Source organism: Paenibacillus lycopersici (assembly GCF_010119935.1).
GTDB lineage: Bacteria > Bacillota > Bacilli > Paenibacillales > Paenibacillaceae > Paenibacillus_Z > Paenibacillus_Z lycopersici.
The window spans coordinates 1,442,770-1,464,239 of record NZ_CP048209.1 but is presented as its reverse complement, the minus strand read 5'-3'; the positions used below and the strand labels follow the sequence as shown (position 1 = coordinate 1,464,239).

Below are 21,470 nucleotides of genomic sequence, written 5' to 3'. Positions count from 1 at the left end.
CATTCAGCTTACATGGAATGCGCTCTCATCCATAGAGAAGCGCGTTTGATCGAATGTTGAAAACCGTTCTCTTTTTCCTCCGCGGGAAACCGTATTCACACGCTTTCCAGACCGGATTCCGACTTGCCGCCGCGAATACCCGCGTAGCGAATCCGGTACTCGGACGGAAGCAGGCCCGTGCTTTCCCGGAATACCCGGCTGAAATACCGTTCGTCCTGGAAGCCCGATTGTTCCGCGATCCAATAGATGGGATAGGAGGTTTGGATCAGCAGCTTCCTCGCGTTGCTGATGCTGTACGCCCGCACGTATTCGTTGAACGACATGCCGAACGTATCCTTGAACACTTGGCTGAAGTAGCTGCGGCTCAGTCCGACGACTCGAGCCACCTCGACCTGATTCAAGCCGTTCTTCAGCGCCTCGCGAATGACATCGAGCGACCGGAGCGCGCTCGCATACACTTCGCGCGAATGGTGAAGCGAGGCGAACCGCCTCAGCAGGCAGCCTCGCGCGTCCGTCAACCGGCCGGTCCACGTCTCCCACATAAAATCCCGTTCTTCCCTCAACTTGAGCCCTGCCGTCCGCATGCCTTCGCTCATTGCCCAGCCGCTGGCGGCCTCTTCCACTAACGGTCTCAGCTTCGCAAGCGGCGGTTCCCTATCCTGCACGAGCGTCAGCCAGTCTTTGAATTCCGCTTCTTCGAACACCCAGCCGTAGCTTCGCCAGTGCTTCGCGATCTCGGCCATGTCCTCGGCGCTGTTCGTCTTCGCCGCGGCGCTTTGCTTGGCATCCCTGATCGAGACCTTGAGCATGCCGCCGCGCGGCGCCCATCGATAAGGAAACGCACGGGTCACGTACGCCGAGAGCAATTCCTTCACCGTTCGGCTGTCCTCCTGCCGGTGTCCCGTTACTTGCACCGCGGCCCAACCGGCCGAGGCCGCCTCTCCGGCAACCCGTTCCCATTCGGCGCCGGGCGGCTCCGGGAGGAACCAGGCCCCTGCCGGAAGCTCGCTCATAGCGCCTCTGCATGCGTGGAGAACGCGGTCCCGCCACGCTTCCTCGGCTCCGGCGAGCGGAACGAGCACCAGTCCGGCGGAAGCCCGGCTGGCATCCGCGGCCCTCTCGGCCAAGCGCTCGCGGATACGGTTCAGGGATTGCTCGATTTCTTCCGAATCCAGCCTCGTCTTGACGATGTAATCGACGGCTCCCAGCCGCAGCGCCTCCTGGACGCAGTCGAAATCCCGATGGCAGGTCAATACGACGGCGGGAAGCGACGGATACAGCGTCTTTGCTTCGTGCAGCAGCTCCAGACCGGATTTGATCGGCATCGTCAAATCGGTAACGAGCAGATCCACCTCGTGATCCCGCAGAAATTCGAGCGCGGCTTCTCCGTTATCGGCCTCGCCGATGATTCGCATGCCGTATTTCGCCCATGGCAGCGAATGAATAAACCCTTGGCGAACGAAATATTCGTCTTCGACAAACAGCGTCCTAATCATCTGATGTCCCCTCCATCCGCGCGGGAAGCCGGATCGTGATCGTCGTGCCGGCTCCCGCTTCGCTCGTCGCTCCGAGGACGAAACGATCGCCGTAAAATGAGTGAAGCATCTTGTGAACATACGACAGCCCGATGCCGAGCCCTGCCTTTTTGGCGCCCTCTGCCGGCTTCTCGAACAGCTTGCCGAGCTGCTCCGGCGACATTCCTTCGCCGTTATCCGCGATGCGTATGAGGATGCCGCCGTCTTCTTCCAAGGCCATTCCAACCGTTATGTAACCGTTCTTGTTCCGGAAGCCGTGATACAGCGCGTTCTCCACCAAGGGCTGCAGCAGGAACCTCGGGAACGGAACGTCCTTCGCCCGCTCGTCGATGTCGTACACCACATGGAACTGATGCTGATAGCGGATGCGCTGCAGGCTGACGTAATCGTCCAGCGCCTTGAGCTCCTGCCTGACCGTCACGACTTTGCCTTCCTTGCCGAGGTTATAATCGAGCACCTCGATAAAGTAGGACACCAGTTCGAAAATATCGCGCTGGCCGTTCATCTTCGCCAGCCACTGCACCGTGTTGAGCGTATTGTGGATAAAATGCGGGTTGATCTGGTAGAGCAGCTTCTCCACTTCCAGTTCGCGCTTATTCCGTTCCTTCGACTCGACTTCGGCCAGCAAATTGACAATCTCGCTCTTCATATATCCGAACGTGCCGAGCAGCTCGTCGAATTCGGTGACGCCCGTCGGACGGATCGGTTCGTTGAAGCGCGTCGCCGCGATATGCTGCAAATACCGATTCACGCGAACGAGCGGGCGATAGATCGTCCGCCAAATCAGCCAAGCGAGCACCAGGCTGATCGCGACCGACAGCAGTCCGACCAGCGCGAAGTGCAGGATCCAATCGTTCCTTTCGCGGAAAAACTCCGTCTTCGGAACGACGGTCAGCAGCGTCCATCCGATGGCTCCCTTCGAGACGAACAGAATATAATCGCCTTGGCGGAAGTACGGTCGGCCTTGCACCTTCTCCATGGAGACCGGCTGCCCGAGCGGAAATGCATCGGCGTTCTCGCTGTAGATCGTTTGGCCGTCCGAGCTCAGCAAGATATGGGCGATCGGCATGCCGTAGGGTAGGCTCGAGAGCCGGTCCCGGAATACTTTGAAGTTCGTCTCGATATATACGGCGATTCGCTTCTCGCCCGATCCGCCGCTTACGGTGCGCAGCACGGACAGCACCGTATTGTCGCTGTACGGATAGAGCGTGCGGTGGGGACCGAGGAACTGAAGGCCGGCGTAGGGCGTGGCGATCTTCGAGAATCGAGCGATATGCAAGTCGGGATTGACGTTCATATTGGAGAAGAGAAACGCGTCGTCATCCGGGAAGTAATAGGACATGAATCCAAGATCGGGGTTGGTATAGTTAACGATGGTCGTATACTTGTACACGTCTTTCTCGATATCCGCGCGATCCAGCGGATCCTTGCGGCTGACGTACTCCTTGTAGTGATTGCGAATATCGCCGAACAAGGCGAGCTGCTGGGAGGCGTAATCCATGTTGCTGAGCGTCGCGTCCAGGTTCATCTTCTCCTGATCCAGCGTATTCTGAATGCCCTTCTCCAATTTCCCGGCCTGAAGCTGGGTGATGGTATAGTAGGATATGCCGCCGATCAGCGAGACCGGGAATACCGCCGCGAAGAGCAAGACGACGATCAAGCGGGATTTGAGCGAATGCGTCATAGACAGGCCGAAATAGCTGTGCAGCAAAAAGTGTCAGCCTCCTCAGGGTCGCGAATGAATGTAAGCGCTTTAGTAGACGATCCCTCTCATTATAGCCCCGGCCGCCGAACAATTTAGTTGGAATTTGGTGCGATGAACGTGTGAAAAACGTACGATGGGGGGAGCCGCGAAGGCTCCCCCCATCGATATAACAGGCCGATTAGCCCTGCGGCAGCGCCGAATTCCAGCCGTTGCCGATGCCGAGCAACGCTCGGTCTACGCTCTCGTAAGCTCCTTGACCCAGCCCTCCGCGCAGAAGTCCAGCCACCGTTCCCCTTCCTCGCGCGATGCCTCCGCCGTGTCGAGCAGCCAGGAAGGCAGCGGCTCGCTCGCCGCCAGCGCGTGGAATTTATCCATTTCTACGGCATCCGGGTAAGCGGCCCATATGAGCTGCGTCTCGCCTTTGCCCGCATGGCCGATCGGAATCCGCTCGGCTTCCGGCGACGCGTACGCCGCGAATTCATCGATCTGCGCCACGCGTATGAGCGAGAAAATAGCCGGTTCCGGCAGCGGCGCCCGCTCCCTGCCCCATTCCGCCCCCCAGTCCAGCGTAAGCGCACGGGTCACCTTGGCGGCTGCCCGTCTCAGCGTCAGCGCGGGAAGTCCTTCGCGTCCCTGATGATGCTGGACGACATAGATGCGCCGGAAGCCGACGGCGAGCAGCCCGCGGAACAGCTCCTCCGCATAGCCGGCCAGCGCGTCGGGATCGAAATCGAACTCGCCGTCCGCAGGCCCGGCCGCCCACAGCATCGTCGGCGCGAACGGCAGCGGCGGCAACACGATGCATTCGCATCTCCCGGCTACCCGTTCGATCAGGCTCTCAGCGATCAGGACGTCCGTGCCGATCGGCAGATGGGGACCGTGATACTCGACCGCTCCGGCCGCGAGCAGCACCGGCACGTTGCGCCGCACCGCCTCCCGGATCTCGTCGGGCTTCATCATGACGTATCGCATCTACGCGCCCTCCCCCGCCGATTCGGAAGCGGAAGGCTTCGCCGCGCCCCATGGTTCATGTCCCGCGTAGCACGGCTGCCCGACGAAACGCTCCATGCCGATCACGGCGCTCCATTCGCAGCCCGGCAGCAGACGAAGCTTGAACGTCGAATCCCCGATGAATGTCTCTTCGGCCGCCGCGCTGCCGGAGACAACGGCATCGGCATCGGCGGCGGCATGAATCGCGGACGTGAACCGATGCTCGCCATAGGCGCCCGCGCGAACGATAAGCTCGCGTTCCTCGGTCGGATGCAGGTTGACGAGCGTCACGGTAACGGACGCCGCGTCCATCCCCGACACGAGCGCGCCGACGTCAAGCGGCAGCCCCGGCCGGCTGCGCCGGACGTCGTAATACATCAGCCGCACCATCGGCAGTCCGCCGTTATATTCCGGCTGCAGGCCGCCCATCGTCAGATTGACGAGCCCTTCGGCCGTAATCGGATTGCGGACCTGCAAGTACCAATCCTTGTATTCGGCCGGATCCTGCGCGTCCGTCTCCATGAACAGCAGCCGTTCCCCGACCTGTTCCAGATTGTACGTCAGGATCGCTTCCGGATAGTCGGGATAGCGCCCTTCCAGATAGGCGATCCATGCGGTCTCGTGACCGCCTTGGTTCTTGGACGAGGATCTGCCGATCGACGTCCACTCCGCGCCTTGCGGATTGCGCATCCGCTTCAGCCGCTCCAGGTCGTCCGCCCGCTGCGACATGTACCAGAGATGCGCCGCGAATTTGCCTTCCGCCGGACGGAACTCGAACCAGCCGTCCGCCGACAGGTCGATTCCTTCGCTCGACGCGATCGCATGTGCGTTCGACGTCATGAACATCGCGCCGGGATCGCCGTACTTATGCGGCACGTGGAGCAGGCCGTCCCGCTCCACGCCACGCGCGATCAAGACGTCGAGCTGCGAGCGCAGCAATTCGAGGTAGCGTTCGTCGCCCGAGACGAGATAGCCGTTCTCCGCGCCGACGATCATCGCGTTGCCGATGGCATCCCAGCCGTGCGGCCATGTCCAGCCGTAGTAGCCGCCGTACCATTTGCCGTCGATATGCTCGCCGATCATGCCGCCAAGACCTACGTTATCCGGTACGATGCCGCCGTTCCGCTCGACGCGTTCCAGCCAGCCGTCGATATAACGCAGCGTCCAGGCGGCGTACTTCTCCTCGCCCGTCAGCAGCCAGGCGTTGGCCGCCATCGTCGTGACGCCGATATTGACCGGCACGTCGCCTCGCGCTTGGCGCGCCTGGATCGCCTTCCCCATCAGCGCCGCTTTATGCGGATCGGCCAGGTCGTAGACGGAGGTCACGCCGGGAATATCGTGAAAGGGAAGCCCCCACCACTTCTTCCACTCCTCGTAAAGCCAGGGCTCGCCCGTGAAATTGCGGTAAGCCGGTCCCATGCTGCCGGTGTGAGCGCCGCGAATCAAATTAAGCGCCTCGTCGTAATTCGGCGCGGCCGGGTCCTCGTTCATGTACAATCCCGCGAAGCGTTTGGCGCGTTCGCGGTTCCGGGCGTCTCCCGGTCCGGCGGCCATGCACTGCAAATAGAAGAACAGGTACCCCTCGGCCTGATGGAACCAATCGTAGCCCTGCTCGTACTCGTTCACCACCATCGGATGGCCATGGCCGCAGTCATAGCGCCCGAACTGGCGGGTGATGGCGTCGAATTCCTTTTGCGACCAGGCCAGGAACCGGTCGTCGCCGCCGATCATATAGAACAGCGGCCAATTGTGAAAGCTCTCGTACGCGTCGTCAAGCGCGTCGATGCCGGTATGGTCCGGCGTCGTCGGCCATAGAATCGTCCCGTCCGGATGGACGTATTTCGCAAGCAGCGGCTCCGCCGAAGCGTTCATCCGATCGATCAGCGTCCGTTCCAGCTCGGCCCAGCGCGGCGCGCGCCCGTACCGTTTCGCTCCCGTTATCGTTCTCATCGTTCGCCCATATGCCCCTTTCGGCCCTGCGTATTGGAGATAGGCTGATTATAGCCGCCGCCCGGCGCGGAGGCATACGGTCTATGCTGCACATTAGGGGCTTATTTGCACTTCTCGCGCGCATAGAGGCGGCACTTGCGTTGGCGAGTGACGGCTCCTCGGCATAGAGGCGGAGCGTGCGTTGTTGAATGACGACGCCCCGATAGGAGGCGGCGCTTATGTTCTTGGACGGCGGCGCCCCAACCCCGGTATCGTTAAGCCGGCGCCCCGGCCCGGCGTCGACAGCCGGGGACGCGGCCGCTACTCCTTCACCGACCCGATCAAAGCTCCCTTGATGAAATACTTCTGCAGGAACGGGTACACGAGAATGATCGGCAGCGTCGTCAGGATGACCTGCGCCGACCGGATCGAATCCGGCGTGATCCGGACGCGGCTCTGCGCCGTCGTATCGCCGCGCTGGAGCGCTTCCTGGATCAAGCTGGCCGCCATGTCGCTTTCCTTGATGATCTGCATCAGCTTGTACTGCAGCGTGAACAGGCTCTGATCCGTGACGAACGTCAAGGTCGTCGTCCAGTCGTTCCAGTTATTGACGGCGGTCCACAGCGCGATGGTCGCCACGATCGGCATCGACAGCGGCAGAATGATTCTGCTCAAGATGCGAAACTCGCCGGCGCCGTCCATCTTCGCCGACTCGACCAAGCTGTCGGGAATCGTGTACAGGTACGTGCGGATAATGATCATGTTGAAGAACGCGAACGCGCCGGGCAGCACGTAGACCAGAAAGTTATTGAGCAGGTGCAGCTTGGAGTAGAGCAGATACGTAGGAATCAGCCCCCCGCCGAAAAACATCGGGATCATGAAGTAGACGAGCAGCGTCGTCCGGCCGTACAATCCGCGGTTGGCGAAGACGTAAGCCGCAGTGAATTGGACGAGCAGCGCGAGCGCGGTGCCGACGACGACCCGCACGACGGACAGCGCGAGCGCGCGGATAATGCTGTCGTCCGCGAGCAGCGAGTGGAAATTCGCCAGCGTGAACTGGCGGGGATACACCGTGATGCCCCCGAGCATCGTGTCCGTGCCGTCGTTGAGCGCGACGGCGAACGTGTTGATGTACGGATAAATCGACGCGCAGGCGAACAACACCATGAAGGCGATGTTCGCCCAGCCGAAAAGCCTGGATCCTAGACTGTCGTATCTCATCGCTTCGCCTGCTCCTCTCCGTTTACCAAATGCCGATGCCGCTCGCTTTGCGGGCGATCCTGTTCGCCGTGATCGTCAGCACGAGAGCGACGAGTCCTTGAACGAAGCCGAGCGCGGTCGCCAAGCCGTACGCGCCTTGCTGAATGCCCTGCTTGAACACGATGGTCGAGATGACCTCGAAATTGACGTACGGGTTCTGCAGACCGTAGATCAGCTCGAAATTGCTCTGGAACAGGTTGCCCAAATTCAAAATGAGCAGGATGACGATGGTCGGAACGATCCCCGGAAGCGTGACGTGGAGCGTCTGCTTGAACCGGCCCGCGCCGTCCATGTAGGCCGCTTCGTACAGTTGCTGGTCGATGGATGCGATCGATGCAAGGAAGATGATCGTGCTCCAGCCGAGCTCCTTCCACATCGACAGCAGCAGCACGTTCGGAATGAACCAGTGCTGGTTGGCCAGGAACATGAGGCGCTCCGTGCCGGGCCCGAACAGGAAGATACGCAGATCGTTGAGCGGGCCATAGAGGGCATAGAACCCGTAGGCGATGCCGATGACCGAGATCCACGACAGAAAATGCGGCAGATAGAACACGGTCTGCACGACCCGCTTGAACACGGCCAGCCTGAGCTCGTTCAACAGGATTGCCAGCATGATCGGGGCCGGGAAGCAGACGACAAGCGTCAGGATGCTGACCAGCAGCGTATTCCAGATCGATTCCGTCATCATCGGAAGCTCGAAGATCGCCCGCACATGCTCCAGGCCCACCCATTCGCTGCCGCTGAATCCTTCGAACATGTCGTAGTTCATGAAGGACAAGACGACGCCCGGCATCGGAATATAGGCGAAGACGAAGACCAGCGCGAAGGCCGGGAAGAGCAGCAGATATAATTGGCCGTTCTTGGCGACCCGTTTCTTGAACGTTCGTAAAGCCGTCACGTCGATCACTCCCGTTAGCTCCGGAATGCCGCCCCCGCGCGCGAAGACGGCATTCCGCGTATGCATTGGCTTATTTCAAGCTGTCCATGTTGTCCGCGTTCTTGACGCGGAAGGCGGCATCGATTTTCTGCGCCAGCTCGTCGGTATAACCGCTTTTCTGCGCGATCGTGACGAAATCGTTGTACAGCTTCTCGAATTGGCTGTCGGACGAAGCCGCGATCACTTTCGTCAGCGCGTTCTCGAACGCCGTCCGCGCTTTCCATGCCTTGTCGGCTTCCGGGATGTCCGCCGTGTAGTTGTAAATGTCCGGCGTGAGCGAGACGACTTCCTTGAACGGCCGCACGAGCGCGATATTGAAGAATTTATAGACGTCGCTCGCATTGCGCTCGCGGTCGTACGAGTAGATCGGACTGAACTTGCTGGTCGTCGCGTAGCTGAAATAATTGTGCAGGCCGGAGTCCGCCGTGCCGTTCTTCAAGTTATAGAAGAGGCCTTTGGGGCTCGGCTGCTGGTAGACCATGTGCTGCTCGAGCTCCGGATCGACGTAGGTTCGCTTGCCGTCCGCGTCCTCCTTGAACAGTCCGGCGCTGCGCGGCCCCCAGAAATTCAGCTTCTCGCCCGCGTCCGATTCCAGGAAGTCGAGCCAGCGCAGCACTTGCGGCACGTCCTCCGGCTTTACTTTGTCCTTGAATATCGCGATGTTCTCCAACGTCCCCGGCGCCGCCTTGTACATGACGTAGCGGCTGTCGTCCGTCGGAATGTTCAGGTACACCTTGCGGTAGGCATACGTCTTGCCGGCCTTCGCGAGCACGCTCGGATCGGGCTGCAGCCAGGCGTAGCTGACGGCGTACATGCCGTTGTCGAGCTTCTCCTTGAACGTATTGTACGGGTCGAGCAGCGCCTCCTTGGACGCGACGCCGTCGCGCAGCAGCTGATCCCATGTACGGAGCGATTCCTTGAAGAACGGCTTGTCGTACATGAACTCGACCTTCTGCGTCTGCTTATCCCAATAAGTGAAGTAGTTGTTGTCCATGGAATAGCCGTCCACCAGGCCGCCCAGGAACGCCATGAGCGCCCAGTTGTCCTGGCCGGAGAACGTGTAGAACGGCGATACCGGCTGATTGCCTTCTTTGATGCCGAGCTTCTTGATGTCGTAGAGGAAATTGACGAAGTCTGCTTTGGAATTGATCGGCACGTCGAGGATCTGGTCTTGGGTGAAGGTGCCGTTCTGGACATACATCGCTTCGAGTTCCTTCTGCGTCTTGGCGTTCGGGTACAGCTTCTTCAGGATATCGTCCCGCACCCAAATGTAGCTGAAGTTATCGTCCGGCGTGGAGAGGAAGCTGTACTTGTTCTTGTCGATCGTGCTGTCCAGCTCCGTGAGCGGCATGCTCAGCGTCGTCGGCACGGCGTAGATTTTGCCCTTCTGGCCGGCGGATACGCGCGAATCGCCTTCCCAGATCGTCTTCAGCGACAGCGGAATCTTGCGCATGATGTTCGGCGCGTACTTGGGCAGCAGCTCCGTCAGGTCGTACACCTTGTCGGCGTCCACCAGTGCCTTCAAGTCCGCGTTGTCGACCAGGGCCGGCCAGTTGTTCGAGGCGGCCAGCAGCCCCGTCTTCACTTCGGCGGTCTGTCCCGCGTTGTCGAACGACTTGGCGATATCGAGCGTGACGCCCGTCACGCGGGCGATCTCCGGCGTCACGACGTCGCCTTTGGACTTGCGCGTGTCGATCAAGCCGCCCCCGGTGCCATGCGAGTACCAGATGTTCAGGCTGAGCTGCTTGCCTTTCCAATCCGGCAGATCGGAGGAATCCTGCACATCCGCCGGGATCGGCTGCACCTCGTCCGCAGCGCCGTTATTCGCCGTGCCTTTGTTCCCTTCGTCGTTCGTTCCGCTTGCCTTGTTCGACGCAGACGTATTCTCCGCCTTGCCCGCCTCGTTCGTCCCGCTGCCCGGCTTGTTCGCCGCATCGCCCGCCTTGTTCGACGCGTTCGTGCTGCCCGTGTCGTTCGAGCTGCATCCCGTGACGACGGCCGCGATCACCGCGATCGTGCCCAGATGCGCCAGCCATTTCCGCTTTGCCCCCATATAAGCCCATCCCTCCCGAATTTGCGCCGCCCCGCGAAACGCGCTTCAAGGCAGCTGCCTATGAATTCGCTTTCAGATGCCTTCATTATGACGGACGGCGCTGCCTTGATCGAGACACGGATCTTGCAAAATGTATCGTAAAATCGGAAATCGCTCACGGCGCCTCCGGAATCGTCAGCGTGACGGTCGTGCCCGCGCCCGGTTCGCTGCGCACGTCGACGGACGCGCCGGCGCCGTAATACAGCGCAAGCCGCTGGCGGATGTTGTAGATGCCGTAGCCGCCCGGCATGGCTGCCGCTTCGCCTTCGCCATGGGCCGGCGCCATGTCCGTCAGGCGGCGCAGCTGCTCCTCGGACATGCCGACGCCGTTGTCCTCGATGACGATCCGGCAGCCCTCCTGCGCGCGGAAGGCCCGGATCCGGATTCTGCCGCCCCCCTCGAGCCCGTTGATGCCGTGAAGGATCGCGTTCTCCACGATCGGCTGGACCATGTTCTTGATGACGGGCTGCTGCAGCACGTCGGGCGCCGCTTCGATGTCGTACGCGAAATCGGATTGGTACGCGAATTTCTGAATGTCCAGGTAATTGCGCACCATCTCCAGCTCGCGTTGCAGGCTCAGTCTGCTTTGCCCTTTGTTCAAGAAAATCCGGTAATAGCTGACGAGCGAATCCACCACGCTTGCGAGGCGTTCGTCGGGAAACGACCATTTGATGGCGGACAGCGTATTGTACAGGAAGTGCGGGTTGAGATGCACTTGCAGCAATTCGGCTTCGAGCGTCTGCTGCTGGATTCGCGATTCGCTCATCTCGTTGTAATGCTCGCGGATCTCCTGCACGAGGTACTGGAACCGGCGGTCGATGAGTCCGAATTCGTCCTCGATCCGGAGATTGCCGATGGCCTCGTCCTTCGACAGCCGGATATCCATGCTCATCCGCTTCATGAGATCCGACAACCGCTTCGTCAAGATGAAGGACACGGCCTTGACCGAGAAATAAATCGCGCAGACGAACGCGACCAGCAGCAGCACCGGCATTATCAGCTGCTTTAGGAACTGCCGGAACATCACGCCGCGGTCGAGATACAGCATGAATCGGTCCTCGCTGCCGTTAAAGGCAAAGGTGACGATCCGGTAACGGGCGGGGTTCGGCGGCATAGCCGGCACGGCCGTCCCGGCGTTGAGCGGATACAGCTTATCCTTGGAGGCGTACAAGATAAAGCCGTCGTACGCGATGTCGTAGTCGAACAAACGATACAGCGTGTCGAAGGGTACCTTCATCTCCGTAATCGCGACCGTCTGGCCGAGATCGGCGATTGTGCCGAACAGGCTGAGATCAGGGTCGCCGTTAAGCGGATCGGCGGTCACGCGCGACAATATACGGTTATCGGCCAGGCCGATCGCGTCGTTCAGGATGCGCCGGTCCAGCAGGTCGGCCCGCTTCACGTACTCGCTGCTGTACAACGAATCCTTCAAGCCGTAGACGCGGACGGCGCCGTTCGTATGATCGGATTCGAGCGCCCGCATCAGCGAGTTGACCTGGTTGGCGATGTCGAGGTAGCCGGCCAGATCCGCCCGGTAATCCTCGTTCAGCATCCGCATCAGCACCGGGTTGTTGTTCAGGAACACGAGCTTCTGGATGCTGCTCTGGTAGATGCGCTCGACGCCGTCCACCGATTTCCGCGCTTGCTCCGTCTGCACGCGGACGAACCGGTCGTACGCGTAGTGCTTGTACAGCGGCAGCGCGACGGCGGCCGCCGCGATAACGGGCAGCAGCGTGAACAGCAGGATCACGAGCATGATCCGCTGGCGGTATTGCAAATTGGGCGTGGCGCGGTAGACGCGCCTGGCCATCGGTACAAACACGGCGCTCGCTCCTTCAGATGACGGATGCGCGATGCTTGAATTCCGACGGCGTCGCACCCGTGTATTTCTTGAACACCTGACAGAAATGGGACTTGTTCGCGTAGCCGACCTCCTGCGCGACCAGATAAATTTTGCTGTACGGATTGATCAGCTTCCGCTTGGCGGCTTCGATGCGCAGCTCGATCAGGTAGTCGAAGACGGATTTGCCCATCTTGGCTTTGAAAATATTGTTCATATGGCTGGGGCTCAAATAGATCGCGTCGGCGATGTTCTGCAGCGTCAGCGGCTCATGGTACCGCTCTTGAACGAACGCCGTAATATCGTCCACGATCCGGTCGTACTGGTCCTTCGTCTGCGGGTAGAGCGCGGTCTTCGCGATCCGGATTACGGACGCGATCCACTCCGCGATGCCCGGGGCGCCCTCCCCGGAGAGCTGCATAAGCGCGCTCGCCTCCGGTTTGAACCGGTGATTGCCGTCGATGAACAAGAGCTGGATCGAATTGATCAGCGAGATTCGAAGCCCTTCGATATAGCGTTTCGACGGATTCGGGCGCGCGTGGACGAATTGCCGCATGATGCGGTCCGCCGCTGCCGCCTCGTCGCTATGCAGCGCTTCCCTTACGCAGGCGTGCAAGCTGCCGAACGGGATCATGTCCATGGCGTCGCTCTCGTCCCGCACGAGGCGGTACGGGACGATATGGCCGCTCCCGCTCAGGTAGTCGCTCCGAATCGCCTCCGAAGCTTCCGCGTATAATCTCGGGAGCTCGCCGAGCCGCTCGCCGATCGTACTGATGCCGATGCTTGCGGAGACGGCGTAGGCGATGGAGAGATGCTCCTGCAGCTTGATGAACAGGTCGACGACGGCGTCTTCGGACGGCGCGCGGGCCGAATCGAGCACGGCCGCGACGGCGTAACTGCGCGAGGTCAGCTCGATGGCAATGACCGTCGCAGCCGCGGTGCAGGCCGCTTGCGCGAACGATTTGACGGCATGCGAGACGATGACGGATTCCAGCGCGCCCGCATGCGCCGTGCCGTCCAATTCCACGCAGCCGACGCAATAATGCGCGCCGTATGCGGGCCGGACGCCGGCCAGCCGAAGCCGCTCTTCCGCGGATTCGGACGCGCCGTGGAACAGCAGCTCCCGGAACAACTGTTCCCGCAGCAGGGGAGCGGCCCGTTCGATTTGCTGCAGGATCTCGTCCCGTTCGCGCCTCGCCTGCTCCTGCAGCTCCAGCTTCTTCACGATAGCGCCGAACGTCTCCAGAAGATCGTCCTTGTGAACGGGTTTCAAAATATACTCTTCGACGCCGAGCGTCACGGCCGAGCGCGCGTACTCGAAATGCTCGTAGCTGCTCATGAAGACGACCTGCGCGCGCTTCTGCAGCGCGTTCAATCGCTTCGTCAGCTCGATGCCGTTCATGATCGGCATTTGAATGTCGGTGAGCACGATGTCCGGCTCCAGATCCGGAATATGCTCCAGCGCATGCTTGCCGTTCCGGAAATCGCCGACGATCGCAATGCCGATGCTTTCCCAATCGATCAGGTTTCGCAATCCGTTCCGTTCCAGCGGATTGTCGTCCACGATGACCAGCTTTCTCATCTCGAACACCTCGGATTTGGTAGTTTGGACAGCCGGCCGACGGGCGGCTGACGGCGCGGCTTACGGCTGACGGGACGGCGGCTGATGGCCGACTGGCCGACGTATGACGGTGCGGCGGCTGATGGCCGACTGGCCTACGGCTGACGGCGCGGCGGCTGATGCTCTTCGCCGCTTCGGGCGCGTGCTTCGCGATCGGGCGATTATGTGATTTGAGCTATGCCGGTATAGCAGGAGAACAGAATCGAGTATGAAGATGCTTGTGCAATATGGAGCAGTATGCGAGTGTCATGCTGTCGAACGCGGCAGCTCGTCCTCGGTTCGACCTGCCGTGCAGGAAGGACAACGCTGCTCAAGTCACTGAGGGGGGATCTTGCCTGATGACTGAAAGTCGGCCATCGCATGAAGCAAGCTGATGATCGTAGACGAGACTCATTTCCATGAGGAGGTACGCGATTCCTGCTTGGGGGATCGTTCATTCTGATTGGCGGGAATTAATATAGCCCGAGTTATGGGGAAGGTGGCGGGTGTGGGTGCAGGGGCGCTAGGCACGACGGTGCTAGGCGCGCGATGGCGCGAGGCGCAGGGGCGCAGCGATGCAGGGCGCGACGGCGCTAGGCGCGAGGGGGTGCGGCGATGCAGGGCGCGACGGCGCTAGGCGCGGGGCGCTGGCGCGGCGACACGGGGAGCGGCGACACGGGGCGCATAGATTCCGTTTATGCACGATGCGTCCGTCGATGCAAGGAGGTGGACAGGAGATCCGTTATTCCCTTTTTTATCGCGTATTTTCGAGTGCTCGCGGACAGGAGATCCGCTATATCAGCCGATTCACAAGTTCTCGGTACCATTCGGGCACATTAACGGATCCTGTGTCCGTGTGCCACCCCAAAAAGCCCGATTTCGCCAAAATAACGGATCCTCTGTCCGCTTGTCTTAGAGGAAGGCTCCTTTCCTTACCATACATGCGGCATATGCGGCGTTGAACCCTCTCGACAGCCTGACAAAGCGGTGCACTGGGTGCACCGCTTTGCCCGATTTCGCCGCATACTCGCCAATGTAGTGCACCGGGTGCACCTCTTGCCCGATTTCCATCGTATTCTCGCCAATGTAGTGCACCGGGTGCATCTCTTTGCTCGATTTCTCCGCATACTCGCGAATGTAGTGCACTGGGTGCACCTCTTGCTCGATTTCGCCGCATACCCGCCAATGCAGTGCACTGAGTGCCTCTTGCCCGCCCTCCGCCACATTCCCGGTTATGCGGTGCACCAAGTACACTTAACTGCAGAGTTCCGGCATTCAATGCAGAATATGCACACCGCCGACAATCCCCGCCATCCCAAAATCGCTCCATCGACAACGCGCCATACTCCATTCCAACATCAATTCCATCGGCTCCGTGCAGCGGACATCGTCAGTGCGCCGATAGAATGCCCTGCGTATACACGTTCGTCATGTAAAGGCGCGGATGCGTCTTCCGCTCAGGCCGCGGCACCTTGTCGACCGGCTCCACATACATAGGGGACACAATCGTTCCATACCTCGGCCACCCAGATAAACCACCGTCCTGAATCAATGGCCTTCTCCAGAAAAACGTTCATTTCTTGCCGTTAGGTCTCATCCAGCTCATCCGTCACGTTCAAAACCGCGTGATCTTTAAGCGTGAAGTCCGCTCACATTCGGATGAGCGACGGGATGCCGGCATGGACCGCCGATCTCATGTGGATAGGAACGCCCTCTTATACACTTTCTGCTCAAGTCCCTCAACCTCAACATCACGCCAATGGCACGACCTGAAACCGTTTCACGCGAACATGATCCTTGAACGCAATGCTCCGAATATCCCGCGCCAGGAACTCCTCCATCATGCGCAGAAAAATCCGCCCGATCAGGATGCTGTCCGCGAGCGCGTCATGCCGCTTCAGATCCCGGTCGCTAACCTCGTAATGCTTGATCAAGTAGTCCGTCCAAATGATCGCCTCGATTTCCGGGTGCAAATACGAGAACAGCGCCTTCGTATCCAGGCACTTATTCAAGATCATGGGCAGCCCGCTTCTGCGGCATTCTTTCGCGAGCAGCGGCAAATCGAATTCATAGCCCGCATGCGTCACTAGTATACAATCGCCGGCGAATGCCAGAAAATCGTCATACACCTCATGCAGCAGCGGCGCATACGCGATATCGTCGTTATAGATGCCCGTATGCCGTTCAACGGGCTCCGGTATCGGCTTCGGCGATTTGACGAGCGTGTTGAACGTTCTCGTCTCCTGAATGCGGCCATGCTCGATAATGATGGCCCCGATCTGGGTGATATGCTCCGTCTCCGGGATGATGCCCGTCGCTTCAAAATCGAACACGCAGTATCGCTGGTTGACGATATCATCGACGAACAGCTCGGAAACCACGTACTCCGTGTCCGAAATATTGTCTATTTTCATCCCCGTCACCCCGGTGCTGTTAATGTTCATCCGCCCGCCCGTTCATTCCGGCTCCCGCCGCGTCAGATCGGCAATCATCGTCATCGACGTCCCGTTCATGCCCGCTTCTTCAAAAGCAAAGCGCCGATACAGCTTCATCGCCGCCTGATTCATCGGGTCCACGCTCAACGACAGCGCCCGGATCCGCCTGTCGCGGGCTTCGTCCACCAGCGCTTGCAGCAACGCCGTCCCAATGCCTTGGCCTCGGTACGCCGGCAAGACCGCTGTCCCGATTTCGGGCACGTCCTCGGAAACGTAGCCGTACCCTTGGTCGTCTGCACCGAAGCAGCGCGCCGTGATCGAGCCGATCCTCCTGCCTTCGCCATCCATTGCAATGAATCCGAAATCCCCCGCGCGTCCCCAGCCTTCCACGTACTTGGCCAGAAACGGCTCCTGGACGATTTCCCGGCCGAACGGTTGTCCGCCTTCCGGTACATAGAGCGATTCGTACAGCATGTCCCACAGGAACGGCGTATCGTTCCGATCGATCGGCCTTATGGTATACGGCGCCGCCGAATCCGTCTTCCTCCAGTCCTCGGCAGCGAGAAAGGCGAGGAAGCCTTCGAGCGCGCCGACATACTTGCGGACTTCCTTCAGCTGATAGAAGGTCGTGGTCGATTCCGGAGCATGGATTTCATCCGTCTCCGAATAGAGGATGATCTGCTTCCCGCGGCCGAGCGCAAGACCGAGCTCGACATGACTGCCCTTGCCCGCAGGCATCATCATAATGAACACGTCCGCCTCCAGAACGGCCTTCATCTCGCCGAGCCCGATCTCGCCCAATTCCTCAAGCGACAGCGCCTCGTCGCTGCAAGCGGTCCAGTCATAGGTTTGGACATGTCCGCCGTGTTTCAATAGAATGGCAGCCAACCGGACATTCGCAATGTTTCGAAAACTGGACGCGATATAAAATTTCATCGTACCCTCCCCGGCTCCATGCGATAGCGCAAAATCGGATCGCCGCAATCCTCGAACTCGCCCGTGTCCTCGAAGCCGCAGCGCTTGTACAAGGCATGGGCGGCAGCGTTCGCCGGAACGTGAGAAACCCGGATTTCCGTGCAATCGTCCCTGTGCTTCAGCATGTCGATAACGTGCAGAATGGCTGCCTTACCGTAGCCTCGGCCTTGGAAACGGCCGTCGATCATGAACCGCAGAATCCAATAGTCCCCGTCCGTATACGCTTCTTGATCGCACAGGATGAACCCGACCATCGTGCTCCCCGCATAGATGCCATAGGGTCTGGACGTGGTCTCCTTCATCGCGTGAACCAACGAATCCGCGTTCGAGGCAACCAGATGCAACTGATCTTCTCGGGGACGCAGACGGATGCATGACAGTTCATTATCCTTGCTGATCGGAATCAGTTCGATTGCAGGGTTATGCACGGCAAGCCTCCCGGACGTTAGTCAAATAGGTTCGAGCTATCCTTCATGTCCGCAAACCACCGCAGCACGTTATTGTGATGGTCGATGATCTGTTGTGCCGACAGAGCCTCCAAAGGCCACGTACTATGCGCATCGCGCAGCAAAGTTACTTTATAACCGCGGCTGCAGGCGTTGCGGCATGTCGTATCGATGCACATTTCGGTTTGAAGGCCGGCGAGAATCAGTTCCTGGATGCCTCTGGCGTCCAGCTCGTCCTGCAGCGTCGTCTGGAAGAACGCGTCGGGCCTCGCCTTCTGCACGATGAGATCATGGGCTTCCGGTCCGATCGCCGGGTGGATCTCCCAGCCCGGAGAGCCGGACGCAAGCGGGGTGCCGGGTCCTTCATTGTGCTGAATATAGACGATGGTTATACCTCTCGATCGGGCTTGCGCAATGACAGTCTGCAGCTTGCCGAGCAGAGCCGCGCCTTGATAGACCGGATCGGCCTCGTCGAACATCGCCTGTTGGACATCGATAATCAGTAATGCTTGCTTCGTCATTATGAACACCCTCCCTATTGGTCACAGCTTCACGACCATATGAATATCATGCGGCTCCTTCGCGAACAATTCATCGTCGACCTCCGCCGCCAGCGCGCTTCCGTTGCTCTTGTAGAAGGAAACGGCGGACCGGGTTTCGGTCGAAGAGATATACAGATATTCGGCCCCTCTGGACTTCGCCTCGTCGCGGAGACGGCCAAAGATCCGCCTCCCGATTCCCTGCCGCCTGTAGTCTCTTGTCACGAACATCAGGTCGATCTGAAGCCGGTTCAACGCTCGTCCCCTGAAGCGATGCGCCAGCACGCCGAATCCGATGAGCCTGTCGCCGTCGAAAGCGCCCAGCGCCAGGCCGCCATGCTGGATTTCGTACAAGAAACGCGCCTGAATTTCGGCTATTGCCTCTTCCGGCCAAGTCGGACATTCATGCCCGGCCGGTATTTCCGTTAACGCGCCGTCTCGCATTTCGTAGACGAGATCGATATATTCGGACCTGTCGATCTCCAGCAGCTTGCCGACTTGCTCCTGATGCATGGCTTGATACGTAATCATGATGCTCCTCTTCCCGGATTTAATGACACTGCATGAATGCCGGCCTCAATGGCGAACGATGGTCGTTTGAAAGGCCGCATAATCCGTCAAATAATAATCGGCCCCGGGCGCGCTGTTCTGGAACAAACAGGTTCGCATGCCGATGGCTTTGGCCGGAAGAATATCGATTTCCCGGTCGCCGATAGCCAGATCGATCCGGTATTTGTCATGCAAATACCGGTACGACGCCGGGTCCGGCTTCTTGGGATAGCCGTCGTCGCCCGCGACGATTTCCGCAAAATATCCCGCCCAGCCGTAGTGCTGCAGAATCGCCGCCACTTCCTTGCGCGGCTTATGCGTCATGATGACATTCAGCTCCGCCAGCCGCACAACCTGCTCGACATCCGGGAACGGCGGCGTCTGCGCGGGATGCAGCTCGTTTTCCAGCTCGAAGACGCGCTTGATCTGTTCTTCCGACAGCCCGTAATGCCCGACGGCATGCGTGAATGAAACTTTCAGCCGAGCCAATATCGCCGGCTTCGGCGACGAGCCCGACAATACCTCGTACAGCACATCCGTGTACGCCGGGTACGTGTCGAACAGCGTCCCGTCGAAATCCCATAATAGGCGCATGAATGTAGCTCCTGTTCGATAGAATCGTCTTTCGATATCGACCGACAATTCTATCATACATTTTCAGGAAATAGATGTATACCGCCTATAGAACGATCGATAGACAGCCCAAAAGAACCGAGTCCCCTTCAAATAAGGAGATTCGGTTCAGGCTGTAGAGAAAGCTCGGGTCTTTGATGCCGCATATGCCGATGGCAGCTCCTTAGGCGGCGGACACAGGATCCGCGGATCTCCTGTTATCTCCTGTCCGTTCCCTGCTTTCGAAAGCATTGGGCGCCTCGCCGGCAATCAAGCGGTTTGATCAAAACCCATTAGGCAGTTTATGCCAGGCATGCGGCGGCCAAAATGCCCTGCCTGTGGTCTGCAAATTGAGGCAAGAAGAACCGAATCCCCCTCAGCAAGGAGATCCGGTTCCTCTATCAATTGCCGCACGACAGCGGCAGCGATTCGCTAGATAGCAAACCCGTCCTGATTCGCGCTGCCCGGCCGTCTGCCCAGCACGCGATTGAGGATGCCGTTCTCGTAGTGGGTGAAGCCGCTGTCCTTCTCGCGCGGCCGCGCCAAGGCGATCGGGCTGTCCTGCGAGATGGAGCCGTTCTCGACCAGCACGACGCGGTCGGCAAGCGCCACGGCTTCGCTTACGTCGTGGGTGACGAGCACGGCGGTGAACTTGCGCTCCAGCCACAGCCGCTCGATAAGCTGCTGCATCTCGATGCGGGTCAAGGCATCGAGCGCGCCGAGCGGCTCGTCGAACAGCAGCAGGCTCGGATCGCCGACGAGCGCCCGGGCCAGCGCGACCCGCTGCCGCTGCCCGCCGGACAGCACGGACGGCCAAGCCTTCGCCCGGTCGGCCAGGCCGACGAGCTCCAGCGCTTCCAGCGCTTTGTCGCGATCGCCGCCCTCCACGCCGATCCGCACGTTATCGAGCACGGTTTTCCACGGGAGCAGCCGGGCGTCCTGGAACATGACCCGCACGTCCGGACGCAATCCGGCCGAAGCCGTCCCGCCGATCGCCACCGTCCCCTTCGATGCCTGCTCCAAGCCTGCCAACAGGCGGAGCAAGGTGCTTTTGCCGCAGCCGCTTCGTCCGACGACCGCCAGAAACTGGCCGGCCGGAATCGACAGCTCCAGCTCCCGAAGCACGGTCAGATCGCCGAATTGGACGACCGCAGACCGTACGTCGACCTGCAGGCCCTTGGGCGAAACTTCATGGGACGGGGCCTCCGCTTGCCGCTCCAGGGCTACTTCTCTTGCCGATAATGCGGATGCCATTTCAGCCAACTCCTCTCCATAAGCTTCGCCATCCAATCCGACAGCTTGCCGAGCAGGGCGTAGATAACGATACTGAGCACGACAACGTCCATTTGGAAGAATTCCCGCGCGTTCATCGCCATGTAGCCGATGCCGCTGTTGGCCGAGATCGTCTCCGAGACGATCAGCGTGATCCACATGATGCCGAGCGCGAACCGGAGTCCGACCAGGATCGACGGCAGCGCCCCGGGAAAAATAATCGTCCGGAACAGGGCGGCCCCCCGCAGCCCGTACGTGCGGCCCATCTCGATCAAGCCCTGGTCGACGGAACGGATGCCGTGCAGCGTATTCAGGTAGATCGGGAACGCGACGCCGAGCGCCACGAGGAAGATTTTGCCCTGTTCGCCGATGCCGAACCAGGCGATGATCAGCGGGATAAGCGACAGATGCGGGATGGTGCGGATCATCTGGATCGACGAGTCGGTCAGCTTCTCCGCGAGCGGCAGCAAGCCGTTCAGGATCGCCAGCGCGAACCCGATGCCGCCGCCGATCGCGAACCCGATGAGCGCCCGCTTCGTGCTGTCGCCGATATAACGGAACAGATCGCCGTTCTCGACCAGCTTGAAGCCGGCTTCCACGACCGACGCGGGCGTCGGCAGGATGCGCTGCGAAATCCACCCCATGCTGCCGAACCATTGCCAAAGCGCCACGACCAGGATCGGAATCAGCCATTCGAGTCCGATAGATAACGTGCCAGTTTTCCAGTTACGCGCTGATGGACGCTTCATCTCGT

18 protein-coding genes are annotated in these 21,470 nt (G+C 59.9%); all 18 read right to left on the bottom strand.

The window, feature by feature from the left end:
• Positions 1 to 95: 95 nt before the first annotated feature.
• Positions 96 to 1,496: a helix-turn-helix domain-containing protein gene (locus GXP70_RS06310; RefSeq protein WP_162355668.1), complete on the bottom strand. Its 1,401-nt coding sequence runs from the start codon at positions 1,494 to 1,496 to the stop codon at positions 96 to 98.
• A complete protein-coding gene (locus tag GXP70_RS06305; RefSeq protein ID WP_162355667.1) occupies positions 1,489 to 3,246 on the bottom strand; it encodes a cache domain-containing sensor histidine kinase in 1,758 nt (585 codons plus the stop codon). Before GXP70_RS06305 ends, GXP70_RS06310 begins: the two co-directional genes overlap by 8 nt.
• Positions 3,247 to 3,474: 228 nt before the next feature.
• Positions 3,475 to 4,212 carry a creatininase family protein gene (locus tag GXP70_RS06300; protein WP_162355666.1) on the bottom strand — a complete coding sequence of 246 codons (738 nt, stop codon included), beginning with the start codon at positions 4,210 to 4,212 and terminating at the stop codon, positions 3,475 to 3,477.
• A complete protein-coding gene (locus GXP70_RS06295) occupies positions 4,213 to 6,180 on the bottom strand; it encodes a DUF8034 domain-containing protein (protein ID WP_162355665.1) in 1,968 nt (655 codons plus the stop codon).
• A gap of 300 nt (positions 6,181 to 6,480) precedes the next feature.
• Positions 6,481 to 7,380, bottom strand: coding sequence for a carbohydrate ABC transporter permease (locus tag GXP70_RS06290; RefSeq protein ID WP_162355664.1), 900 nt, complete (start codon positions 7,378 to 7,380; stop codon positions 6,481 to 6,483).
• A 22-nt stretch (positions 7,381 to 7,402) separates the two neighbouring features.
• Positions 7,403 to 8,317: an ABC transporter permease gene (locus GXP70_RS06285; protein ID WP_162355663.1), complete on the bottom strand. Its 915-nt coding sequence runs from the start codon at positions 8,315 to 8,317 to the stop codon at positions 7,403 to 7,405.
• Positions 8,318 to 8,387: 70 nt separating this feature from the next.
• Positions 8,388 to 10,409, bottom strand: coding sequence for a type 2 periplasmic-binding domain-containing protein (locus GXP70_RS06280; RefSeq protein WP_162355662.1), 2,022 nt, complete (start codon positions 10,407 to 10,409; stop codon positions 8,388 to 8,390).
• A gap of 154 nt (positions 10,410 to 10,563) precedes the next feature.
• A complete protein-coding gene (locus tag GXP70_RS06275) occupies positions 10,564 to 12,270 on the bottom strand; it encodes a sensor histidine kinase (RefSeq protein ID WP_162355661.1) in 1,707 nt (568 codons plus the stop codon).
• Between the two features lie 13 nt (positions 12,271 to 12,283).
• The gene (locus GXP70_RS06270; protein WP_162355660.1) at positions 12,284 to 13,870 is read right to left on the bottom strand and encodes a response regulator; all 1,587 of its coding nucleotides are present in this window, start codon (positions 13,868 to 13,870) and stop codon (positions 12,284 to 12,286) included.
• Between the two features lie 930 nt (positions 13,871 to 14,800).
• Positions 14,801 to 15,034, bottom strand: a complete 234-nt coding sequence (locus GXP70_RS06265; protein WP_162355659.1) for a hypothetical protein — start codon at positions 15,032 to 15,034, stop codon at positions 14,801 to 14,803.
• A 605-nt stretch (positions 15,035 to 15,639) separates the two neighbouring features.
• Positions 15,640 to 16,302 (bottom strand): 3'-5' exonuclease, encoded by a 663-nt coding sequence (locus GXP70_RS06260; RefSeq protein ID WP_225442686.1) that lies wholly within the window; start codon positions 16,300 to 16,302, stop codon positions 15,640 to 15,642.
• 42 nt (positions 16,303 to 16,344) lie between these two features.
• Positions 16,345 to 17,259 carry a GNAT family N-acetyltransferase gene (locus GXP70_RS29730; protein ID WP_225442685.1) on the bottom strand — a complete coding sequence of 305 codons (915 nt, stop codon included), beginning with the start codon at positions 17,257 to 17,259 and terminating at the stop codon, positions 16,345 to 16,347.
• Complete coding sequence (locus GXP70_RS06245) at positions 17,256 to 17,726, bottom strand: GNAT family N-acetyltransferase (RefSeq protein WP_162355657.1); 471 nt, start codon at positions 17,724 to 17,726, stop codon at positions 17,256 to 17,258. The genes GXP70_RS29730 and GXP70_RS06245 overlap by 4 nt, the downstream gene beginning before the upstream one ends.
• Positions 17,727 to 17,743: 17 nt before the next feature.
• Positions 17,744 to 18,265: a cysteine hydrolase family protein gene (locus GXP70_RS06240; RefSeq protein WP_162355656.1), complete on the bottom strand. Its 522-nt coding sequence runs from the start codon at positions 18,263 to 18,265 to the stop codon at positions 17,744 to 17,746.
• 21 nt (positions 18,266 to 18,286) lie between these two features.
• Positions 18,287 to 18,814 (bottom strand): GNAT family N-acetyltransferase, encoded by a 528-nt coding sequence (locus tag GXP70_RS06235; protein WP_162355655.1) that lies wholly within the window; start codon positions 18,812 to 18,814, stop codon positions 18,287 to 18,289.
• A gap of 45 nt (positions 18,815 to 18,859) precedes the next feature.
• Positions 18,860 to 19,426, bottom strand: coding sequence for an HAD-IA family hydrolase (locus tag GXP70_RS06230; RefSeq protein WP_162355654.1), 567 nt, complete (start codon positions 19,424 to 19,426; stop codon positions 18,860 to 18,862).
• Positions 19,427 to 19,876: 450 nt separating this feature from the next.
• Positions 19,877 to 20,698, bottom strand: coding sequence for an ATP-binding cassette domain-containing protein (locus GXP70_RS06225; protein ID WP_162355653.1), 822 nt, complete (start codon positions 20,696 to 20,698; stop codon positions 19,877 to 19,879).
• A complete protein-coding gene (ssuC, locus tag GXP70_RS06220; protein ID WP_162355652.1) occupies positions 20,668 to 21,465 on the bottom strand; it encodes an aliphatic sulfonate ABC transporter permease SsuC in 798 nt (265 codons plus the stop codon). The genes GXP70_RS06225 and ssuC overlap by 31 nt, the downstream gene beginning before the upstream one ends.
• Positions 21,466 to 21,470: the final 5 nt, after the last annotated feature.

Bases quoted from the DNA above. Each gene is read 5' to 3' on its own strand.
- GXP70_RS06310 (WP_162355668.1), bottom strand. From the start codon at position 1,496: ATGATTAGGACGCTGTTTGTCGAAGACGAATATTTCGTTCGCCAAGGG.
- GXP70_RS06300 (WP_162355666.1), bottom strand. From the start codon at position 4,212: ATGCGATACGTCATGATGAAGCCCGACGAGATCCGGGAGGCGGTGCGG.
- GXP70_RS06295 (WP_162355665.1), bottom strand. From the start codon at position 6,180: ATGAGAACGATAACGGGAGCGAAACGGTACGGGCGCGCGCCGCGCTGG.
- GXP70_RS06290 (WP_162355664.1), bottom strand. From the start codon at position 7,380: ATGAGATACGACAGTCTAGGATCCAGGCTTTTCGGCTGGGCGAACATC.
- GXP70_RS06280 (WP_162355662.1), bottom strand. From the start codon at position 10,409: ATGGGGGCAAAGCGGAAATGGCTGGCGCATCTGGGCACGATCGCGGTG.
- GXP70_RS06270 (WP_162355660.1), bottom strand. From the start codon at position 13,870: ATGAGAAAGCTGGTCATCGTGGACGACAATCCGCTGGAACGGAACGGA.
- GXP70_RS06260 (WP_225442686.1), bottom strand. From the start codon at position 16,302: ATGAAAATAGACAATATTTCGGACACGGAGTACGTGGTTTCCGAGCTG.
- GXP70_RS29730 (WP_225442685.1), bottom strand. From the start codon at position 17,259: ATGAAATTTTATATCGCGTCCAGTTTTCGAAACATTGCGAATGTCCGG.
- GXP70_RS06240 (WP_162355656.1), bottom strand. From the start codon at position 18,265: ATGACGAAGCAAGCATTACTGATTATCGATGTCCAACAGGCGATGTTC.
- GXP70_RS06235 (WP_162355655.1), bottom strand. From the start codon at position 18,814: ATGATTACGTATCAAGCCATGCATCAGGAGCAAGTCGGCAAGCTGCTG.
- GXP70_RS06230 (WP_162355654.1), bottom strand. From the start codon at position 19,426: ATGCGCCTATTATGGGATTTCGACGGGACGCTGTTCGACACGTACCCG.
- GXP70_RS06225 (WP_162355653.1), bottom strand. From the start codon at position 20,698: ATGGCATCCGCATTATCGGCAAGAGAAGTAGCCCTGGAGCGGCAAGCG.
- ssuC (WP_162355652.1), bottom strand. From the start codon at position 21,465: ATGAAGCGTCCATCAGCGCGTAACTGGAAAACTGGCACGTTATCTATC.